This window comes from Dietzia sp. B19 (genome assembly GCF_014145155.1).
Taxonomy (GTDB): domain Bacteria; phylum Actinomycetota; class Actinomycetes; order Mycobacteriales; family Mycobacteriaceae; genus Dietzia; species Dietzia natronolimnaea.
The window spans coordinates 1-8,663 of sequence record NZ_JAALED010000216.1 but is presented as its reverse complement, the minus strand read 5'-3'; the positions used below and the strand labels follow the sequence as shown (position 1 = coordinate 8,663).

At 70.6% G+C, this 8,663-nt stretch carries 8 protein-coding genes; 7 read left to right on the top strand and 1 reads right to left on the bottom strand.

The window, feature by feature from the left end; all coding sequences use genetic code 11:
* From G6020_RS16980 to G6020_RS07150, 7 genes are all read left to right on the top strand, one after another.
* The coding region (locus tag G6020_RS16980; RefSeq protein WP_241731993.1) for an energy-coupling factor transporter transmembrane component T at positions 1-234 on the top strand (234 nt) is incomplete at its 5' end.
* 143 nt (positions 235-377) lie between these two features.
* The gene (locus tag G6020_RS07175) at positions 378-1,874 is read left to right on the top strand and encodes a DUF3375 domain-containing protein (RefSeq protein WP_182610149.1); all 1,497 of its coding nucleotides are present in this window, start codon (positions 378-380) and stop codon (positions 1,872-1,874) included.
* On the top strand, positions 1,871-2,584 hold the full coding sequence (locus G6020_RS07170; protein WP_347238331.1) for a DUF4194 domain-containing protein: 714 nt from the start codon (positions 1,871-1,873) through the stop codon (positions 2,582-2,584). The genes G6020_RS07175 and G6020_RS07170 overlap by 4 nt, the downstream gene beginning before the upstream one ends.
* The gene (locus G6020_RS07165) at positions 2,574-5,303 is read left to right on the top strand and encodes an ATP-binding protein (protein ID WP_182610148.1); all 2,730 of its coding nucleotides are present in this window, start codon (positions 2,574-2,576) and stop codon (positions 5,301-5,303) included. The genes G6020_RS07170 and G6020_RS07165 overlap by 11 nt, the downstream gene beginning before the upstream one ends.
* A 12-nt stretch (positions 5,304-5,315) precedes the next feature.
* A complete protein-coding gene (locus tag G6020_RS07160) occupies positions 5,316-5,906 on the top strand; it encodes an SbcC/MukB-like Walker B domain-containing protein (protein ID WP_182610147.1) in 591 nt (196 codons plus the stop codon).
* Complete coding sequence (locus G6020_RS07155) at positions 5,906-7,105, top strand: Wadjet anti-phage system protein JetD domain-containing protein (protein WP_182610146.1); 1,200 nt, start codon at positions 5,906-5,908, stop codon at positions 7,103-7,105. The genes G6020_RS07160 and G6020_RS07155 overlap by 1 nt, the downstream gene beginning before the upstream one ends.
* A gap of 366 nt (positions 7,106-7,471) precedes the next feature.
* Complete coding sequence (locus G6020_RS07150; protein WP_187700890.1) at positions 7,472-8,191, top strand: phosphodiesterase; 720 nt, start codon at positions 7,472-7,474, stop codon at positions 8,189-8,191.
* 13 nt (positions 8,192-8,204) lie between these two features.
* On the opposite strand, the gene G6020_RS07145 is transcribed toward G6020_RS07150, so the two are convergent.
* Positions 8,205-8,663, bottom strand: a 459-nt coding sequence (locus G6020_RS07145; RefSeq protein ID WP_182610145.1) for an SIP domain-containing protein, incomplete at its 5' end; no start/stop codon positions are given.

Genomic DNA, 8,663 nt, shown 5'->3' with positions numbered 1-8,663 from the left:
TCCCAGCCACTGCGCCGCGTCGGGGTCTCGCCGGATCGGGTGGCGCTCGTACTGGTCCTGACGATCCGGGCGATCCCCCTGCTCGCCCGGCAGCTCCGGCAGGTGACCGAGGCCCGCAAGGCGCGCGGTCTGGGCATGTCGATCAGGGCGCTGGTCGTACCCACCGTCCTCGGGGCGCTCACCACGGCCGACCAGCTCGGCGACGCGTTGGCGGCCCGCGGCGTCGACGACTGAGCGCCCCGGCGGGGCGAACTCCGGGGCCGAGCCCACCCTCCTCGGCGAGTGGTCGCAAATACGCCGAGCGGGAGAATTCGCCCTGGGCAAACGCGATCGAAATCGACCACTCGCTGCCGCTGGCGTCGTACCCACATGCCACCATGAACGCCATGTCCGCGCTGGCCCGCTTCTTTGCCCTCACCCGGCTGAACGCGGAGTCTCCGACCCTCGCGCTGCTGCGCAGCCCGCTTTGGCCGCTGATTGTGGCGGTTCTGAGGGAGATGTTCGAGGGCTCCTCCCGCCGGGTGCCGTCAGCGGAGCTCTACGAGTTCCTCGACAGGACGTTGCTGGCGGTGCGCGACTCCGGTGCGGATCTTCCCGGGACCGCACAGTCCTACGTGCGGGCGTGGGTGGACGCCGGCTGGATGCTCAGGCGTCCAGGAACCGCCGCGACCGGCGAGACGGTAGAGCCCACACAGTCAGCCCTGGTGGCCGTGGACTTCCTCGACGGTCTGCAGACCCCGCGTCGCGGACTCACCGTGTCACGGGTCGAGACTCTGACCCGCCAGCTCGAGGACCTCGCCCGGGACACCGATCCATCGATCCAGGGCCGACTCGCGTCCCTCACCCGGGAGCGGGAGCGGATCGATGCCGCGATCGCACGCGTCGAGGCGGGCGAGGTCGAACTCGCGGATCCCGAGCAGGTCCGGGAGAAGGTGGCCGAGATCCTGCACGGCGCGGACGACATCCCCGCCGACTTCGCACGGGTCCGCGCTGAGTTCGACTCGCTCAACCAGGATCTTCGTCGTCGTCTCCTGGACCAGGACGGTGCCCGCGGCGACGTGCTCGACGCGGTCTTCGGGGGTGTCGATCTCATCGGTGACTCGGAGGCGGGTCGGAGTTTCTCGTCGTTCTACTCGGTCCTCCTCGACCCCGAGCGCTCCGCTTCGGTCGACGCGTGGATCAACGACATCCTGAGCCGACCGCAGGTGGCGGACCTCCCGCCGGCCGCGCGCCGCGAACTGCGCTCGCTGTTCGAGGAGATGGAATTGGCGGGCGCCGAGGTCAACGGTGTCCTCACGTCCCTGTCGCGGAGCCTTCGGCACTTCGTCGCGACCGATGCCTACGTCGAACACCGTCAGATGATCGCCCTGATCCGGTCAGCCCGGTCCGCCGCGGCCGAAGCCAGCAGGACGAATGCTGCCCGACCGACCACGTCGATGTCCGTCCCGCTCCGCCGGATCGGCATGTCCGTCCGATCGGTGAGCGCCCTGCGCCTGAGGAACCCCGGGGAGGAACGCGTGGCGGCGGAGGTCTCCCACCACGACACGGGCATGGCCGACCTCTCCGCACTCACCGCGCTCGTGCGCGCCTCGGAGATCGACGAGGTCGAACTCCGCGCCCATGTCGACGACGTGGTGAGCCGACTCGGACCGTCGTCCATCGGCACCGTCCTGCGCGAACACCCCGCCACCCAGGGCGTGGCGAGTGTGGTGGGCCTGCTCAACCTGGCCATCAGGGGCCACGTGCAGGCCCCACCGGACGCCCCGGACGCGACGGAGACCATCACGTGGACAGGCGCGGCCGGTTCCGAGCACACCGCCCGGATCCCTACGCTGGTGTTCACCGCCGACCGATCGAACGAGGAGAACACGTGACGGCTCCCCCGGGAGACGGTGCCCCGCCCACCGCCGCGTCGACCGATGCCCCGGCCGACGACCGCGAGGCGTTGTGGCCCGGAGACACCGGGACGCTGTCCTTCGCGTCCCGACGCGCGCTCGCCCGCCTGCTCACGGGTCTACTGGTGCAGGCGCATCGCCAGCCGGAGATCTGGGCAGCGGTCGTGTCCGACGAGCCCGCGCTCCGCTCAAGGCTCGCGGACGTGTTCCTCGACCTTGTCCTGGACCACGACGCCGGGATCGCGTTCACCCGTCAGGTCGACACCTCCGTCCACGTCGAGGTACCCGCTGTCCTCCGAACCGAGACCCTCTCCCATATGGACACCGTCCTACTCCTGCACCTGCGGTCGGAGTTGTCAGTGGCCCCGCCCGGCGAACGGGTGATCGTCGACCGCACCGACGTCGCCGAACAGATCGACGTCTATCGCCAGGTGATCGACTCCGACCGGGCCCGCTACACCCGAAAGTTCGACGCCTCGTGGAACCGGCTCAAGACGTACTCGCTGCTCACCGAGACCGAAACCGAGGGACGTGCCGAGGTGTCTCCGGTCCTCCGGCACCTCTTCGATGCCGACGTGGTGGCGGGTATCCGCGACGAGTACCGGGGGTTGATCGCCGCGCACGGCGATGCCTCCGACGAGGGCGCCTCCCTGTTCGACGACGACGAGGCGGACGACGATGCCGGATGATCTGAAGTTGCCCGGTATGCCGGAGCACCCCGGGCAGAGGCGGCTCTCGCGAATCCAGGTGTGCAACTGGGGCACGCTCGACGGGTATCACGACGTCGCGGTCCCCAGGAAGGGCTTCCTGGTCACCGGCGGTTCCGGCTCCGGCAAGTCGACCCTGATAGACGCGGTCTCCGCCGTACTCGTCCCGCCCGCTCACCTCCGGTTCAATGCGGCGGCCCAGGAAGAGGCCGGCCGGGGCTCCGGGCGCACGCTCGTCTCGTATCTCCGCGGCGCGTGGCGCCGAGGGGCCGACGGCGAGACGGGCGACCTCGCCTCCGTCTACCTTCGCCCCAAGGCCACTTTCTCGGCCATCGCGCTCACCTACTCGAACGGGACGGGGAGCAGTGTGACGCTGCTGCTCCTGCTCTACGCCCGTTCGGGCGACAACTCCGCGACCGGGATCAAGCGCCTCCACGGCGTCGCCGAGCACCCCTCCGACTCCCCCCTTGATCTGACGGAGATGTTCGGTCACCTGCGCAACGGGATCGACAAGCGAGCGCTCAAGCGCGAGTTCCCGGACATCAGGTTCCACGACAGCTATTCGGCCTTCGCCGCGGCGTTCCGGCGCCGGCTGGGCATCGCGTCGGAGGCCGCGCAGTTGCTCCTCCACCGGACTCTGTCCGCCAAATCCCTGTCCAGCCTCGATCAGCTCTTCCGGGACTTCATGCTCGACGAGCCGGACACGTTCGCCGTGGCCGACCGGGCTGTCGAGCAGTTCGCCGAACTGCGGGAAGCGCACCGGTCGGTGGTCGACGTCCGTAGACAGATCTCTCACCTCGAGCCGCTCGCGGACCTGAGTGCCTCACGGATCCAGGTGCTGGGGAGGGCCGAGGAACTCGACGCCGAGAGCTCGGCCTTCCCGGCCGTGCAGGTGGCCGTTACCACCGCGCTGGTCGAGGAGGAGCTGTCGACCGCGCGCGGAGCCCTCGTCGCCGCCGAGGCCGCCGTCGCCACTGCCCGTGATCAGCTCGACTCAGCCAGAACGACCAGCGACGACCTCCGCTCCCGGTTGCGGGGCAGTGCGGGCGCCGGGCGCGACGAGCTCGCGCGGGAGCTGGGCCGCGCGCTCGACCACGCAACGTCGGTGACCTCCCGTCGCGAACGGGCGGCCACGGAGCTCGAGCGACTCGGCGGCACACTTCCGGCCACCGCCGAGGACTTCGCCGTCCTCCTCGCCAGGCTCGACCGGGACGACGCGGACCAGGAAGCCGAGCGAGCGCGTGATCGGAAGAAGCTCCGCGAGGTCGCCGGGGACCTCAACGAGGAGTCGAGCACCCTCGCCCGTGTGACGGCCGACCTCCAGGCGCTGCTCCGTCACCGCTCGAACATTGATTCGCGCCTCTTGGCAGCGCGGGACCTGGTCTGTCGTGCGGCTGGGGCCAATCCCCGCGAACTCCCGTTCGCGGGCGAGTTGCTCGATGTGTCCTCCGAGCATGCGAGGTGGCGGCCGGCAGCCGAACGGGTGCTCTCCGGCTTCGCGCGGACGATGCTCGTCCCCGACCATCTCCGCGCCGCGGTCACGCGCGCGGTCAACGACACGCATCTGGGCATTCGGCTGGTCTACGAGGTCGTCGACACCACCGATGACTCGCCTGCCAAGAGGACCGGCCCGGACAGCCTGGTCCGAAAGATGGAGCCCGCCCCCGGTCCGTTCCAGCAGTGGATGCGTCGTCGACTCGCGAGCGAGTTCGACCTGACCTGCGTCGAGTCCTCCGACGAATTGGGCGCCCTGGAGCGGGCGGTCACCCTGCACGGCCTCATCAAGCGTGGTCGGAGGTTCGAGAAGGACGACCGACGCAGCATCGACGATCCGGCGGTCTTCCAGCTGGGTGGTCTCAACGACGCCAAGGTGGAGGCGCTCACCGCTCGGCGCGATCAGATCCAGTCCCGGATCGACTCCGCGGAGAGCCGGTGGGCGGCGCTGGAGAACCTCGACGCCGATCGACGCTCCCGGCAGCAGGCGGGAGCTGCGCTCCGCGGACTGCGGTGGGAGGAGATCGACTCGACCACCGCCCAACGACGGGCCGACGACGCCCGAGAGCGGCTCGACCGGTGGCGCGAGGCGCACCCGGAGGTTGCCGAGATGGAGCGGGAACTACGTGATGCCGAGGAGTTCCAGTCGCGGGCGCAATCGACATACGATGCGGCCACCGGTGACCGAGCAGTCGCGGCGAACCACGTCGCCGGGCTGCAGGCCCGCCTCGCGCAATTGGCCGAGCGTAGTGCCTCCGAAGAGTCCCACGGTGCTGCCGATCCCGACGCCGCCGACCGGATCCGCGCGCGCCTGTCCGCCGCCACACGCAGGCTGACGGCCGACAACGTGCAGGACGTATGTCAGCGGGCCGAACGCGCGATCGCGGTGGAGCAGTCGGCCACCGCCACCGAGCGCGACCGCATCCACCGGCGCATCACGGCGATCCTCACCTCATATCTCGAGATCTGGCCCACGATGAAGGCCGACCTCAAGTCGGACCCGGAGTTCGTCGGTGAGGCGGTGGAGGTGCTCGTCCGCCTGCGGCGGGACAGGTTGGCCGATTTCGAGGAACGCTTCCTCGGCCTCATCGGCGAGATGCAGACCCGCAACCTGGGCGAGCTCGCCCGCCGCATCCGCCGGGCCCGGTCGGAGATCGAAGCCAAGATCCGACCCGTCAACGAGTCCCTTCATCGATCGGAATTCTAGTCGGGACGCTGGTTGCAGATCGAGGTGCGGGACCGGCGCTCGGAGACCGTCACCGACTTCCTCGGTGACCTGGAAACGGCCCTGACCGGCGCACTCGACAGCCGCACCGTGGACGCCGCGGAGGCGGGTTTCGCCGTGATGTCACGTCTGCTCGACAAGCTCGGGTCGGCGGACGCCGGCGACCGTCGCTGGCGGCAGACGGTGCTGGACACCCGCAAGCACGTGGGGTTCATCGGCATCGAGATTGACGCCGACGGCGCCCCGACCAACTACCACGATTCCTCGTCCGGGCTGTCCGGCGGGCAGGCGCAGAAGCTGGTGTTCTTCTGCCTCGCCGCGGCGCTGCGCTTCCAGCTGGCCGACATCGACGCCGACGTCCCCGGCTACGGGACGGTCGTTCTGGACGAGGCGTTCGACCGCGCCGATCCCGAGTACACGCGTCGGGCGATGGACGTGTTCACCGACTTCGGTTTCCACATGGTCCTGGCCACCCCGCTCAAGCTCCTGCAGACCCTCGAGCCGTACATCGGCGGACTCGTGGTGGTGGGCAACGACGACGGCAGCCACTCCCGGATCGAGCGCGTCACCTGGGACGAGGCCTGATGGTGGGTACCCGCTCGGAGCCGCGCGACCCAGACCAACTGACGGCCGCGTGTGCCACCCGGTTCGCCCGGGTCCACCGTCGGTGGCTCGCCGACCCCTTCGGCGGGGACGCCGAGGTCGTCCGGTTCAGCACGGCGCCGCCGACCGCCGCGAACGCAGCCGAAGACCCCAGTGGGACAGCGGCGTGGATCAGGCGATGGCGCGAGTTCGAGAGCACCCATGGAGGACCCGATGTCCGGCTGACCTGGGCGGACCGCCGCCTGCCCGGGTTCGGGGTCGTACCGCTCCCGCAACGCGTTGAAGTGGTCGGCGCCGACACCATCGCCCACATCGCGGACCGGGCGTCGCGGTGGGCTCGGCTGCTGAACCGCACGCTCCGGATCATCGACCTCGGGCCCGATCACTCCATGCTGCGCCGCGCCGCCGCAGAGACCTCGGCCACCTGGGAGGACTGGGAGGAGGGCGCGTTCGACCAGCTCCTGGCAGTGTGCCGCTGGGCACTCGCGAACCCCACCGCCGGGCGTCGTGCCCGCGAGATCGCGGTCCCGGGGGTCGACACCAAGTGGATCGAGACCCGGACCCGGGTGGTCGAGGCTGTGCTCGACGCCGCTCGGGCCGGCGTCGACGACGCGGTCCGCGGGACGGCCACCGGGCTGGGATTGCTGGGCCCGGACGTCCGCATCCGCATGAGGGTGCTTGATCCGGACATCGCGTTCCCGTTGCGTGACGTCGAGAGCCCGGTCGATCAGCTCGCCACTCTGTGGCGTACCTCGGGGGGACCGCCTCACCTCGTCGTCGTCGAGAACCTCACCACCTTCCTCGCCCTGCCGGACCTCCCCGAGACCGTCGCGTTGTTCGGCCGGGGGTTCGCGGTCGACGCCGTCGCCGCCCTGCCCTGGGCACTCCGCGCTCACATCGCGTACTGGGGCGACCTCGACTCGCACGGCTTCGCGATCCTCGACCGTCTACGCCATCACGCCCCGCACGCCGTGAGCGTTCTCATGGACACCGAGACCCTGGACGCATGGCGCGAGTATGCGGTGCCCGACCCCTCGCCGACCCGGGCCGCGCCATCGCGCCTCACACCGGATGAGCTCGACGCGCTCGAGGCGCTGACGACCGGCGGGGACCTCCGGCTCGAGCAGGAGCGCATCCCCTGGGACTGGGCGCTCCCGCGCCTCCACGCAGTGTGGAGCTGAGCCCGGACACCGTCGGCCAGGTCCCCTGGGGTCGTCAGGGCAGTCCGCGGACCCACCACTCGATCACCATCTTCTGAACGCTTCACGCGACGCGGTGAGTTGCGGTGATCGGGTCGCGTCGCCCGCAGGGTCGATGACTGGATCAATCGGCGCGCCTAACTCCGGGGCCGAGTCCACCCTTTTCGGCGAGTGGTCGCAAGTACGCCGAGCGGGAGAATTCGCCCTGCGCAAACGCGATCGGAATCGACCACTCGGCGGGGGGGTCGGCGGGGCGCGGTCGGCGCGGCGGTGCGGACGAGGCGCGGTCGGTCGAGCACTGCACGTAGCGCCGCTGTGTGAGACGCGGCGCTGAGTATCGTTGGGATCATGCCCCGCACCCATCGGAGAACCGCCCGCGGCACCTCCGCCCACGCCCCAGTCGACCGTCGCCCGGAGGCTTCCGCGGAGGTGGCCGTGCGCTCGTCCCCCGTCGCGGGTCTTCTCGGTTCGGTCTTCGGGGTCGCGGCGGCGGTGACGCGCCTGGCACGACCCAAGGCCCTGCACCCCAAGGGCATCGTCGCCCAGGCGACCCTGAGCGTGACCGGGGTCGGCCGAACCGGTTCACCACTCCTGGACATCACGGGCAGGTGGCCGGCGACGATCCGTTTCTCGCGCGCCGTGGGTCTGCCGGACGTCGTCCCCGACATCGGCGGGATGGCCATCCGCATCCACGCCGACCGCCCCGTCGACATCCTGCTCGCGAGCACGGGCCTGGGTCCGATCAGTCGTTACGTACTGACCACGGGATGGCGCACGACCGGCCGCACCATGACCTCGATGTTCCCCGTCAGAGTCGCCGGGCGGCAGCTGTTGTTGGCCGCCATCCCGACAGGCGACGGCGGCACGTGGACCCTCCAGCACGCCACTCCGCTGGGCAGATGGGAGACCCTCGGGCGTGTGACGGTGGACACCTGGGAGGACGACGACGAGAACCTGCACTTCGATCCGGTGGGGAACCGCCTGCCCGGATCGCGGTATCCGCGTCTGCTCGGCGCGTTGCGGGATCCGTCGTACCCGGCGCCCGACGAGGGCCCGGAGACGACCTGATCCGCCCGAGCGCTCAGGATTCGGCCGCACCCCTGCGCCAGTAGCCCATGAACGACACGGCCCCCTTGGGGATCCCGGCGCCGTCCACGGCGAGGCGGCGCATCGCGCGGACCAGCCCCGCCTCCCCGGCCAGGAACACATACGGGTCCCCGGCGGAGACGGTGGTGGCCGTCTGCCATTCCCGCTCGGCGGGACGGCGCCCGTCGAGGACCGACTCGACGCATCCCTGACCCACGCCCAACAGTCCGGCGAGGTGATGGACGAGCGCGTGTCCCCGCTCACCGGACCGCGAGAACAGGGTGACGGTCTCCGGCGCCTCGGCCGACAGCGCGAGCACGTCGGCCGGTGTCGGCAACTCCAGGACGATCCGGACCTCTCTCGTCCCCCGTGGCTCCGCGGCCAGCTCCCCGGCGATGGACAGCAGGGCCGGCGCCGCGGTCTCGTCACCCGCGCACACCACCCGGCCGGCGGC

What these genes read in the sequence shown, in the direction of transcription:
- G6020_RS07165 (WP_182610148.1), top strand. Translation starts at nt 2,574, where the DNA reads ATGCCGGATGATCTGAAGTTGCCCGGTATGCCGGAGCACCCCGGGCAG.
- G6020_RS07175 (WP_182610149.1), top strand. Translation starts at nt 378, where the DNA reads ATGAACGCCATGTCCGCGCTGGCCCGCTTCTTTGCCCTCACCCGGCTG.
- G6020_RS07155 (WP_182610146.1), top strand. Translation starts at nt 5,906, where the DNA reads ATGGTGGGTACCCGCTCGGAGCCGCGCGACCCAGACCAACTGACGGCC.
- G6020_RS07150 (WP_187700890.1), top strand. Translation starts at nt 7,472, where the DNA reads ATGCCCCGCACCCATCGGAGAACCGCCCGCGGCACCTCCGCCCACGCC.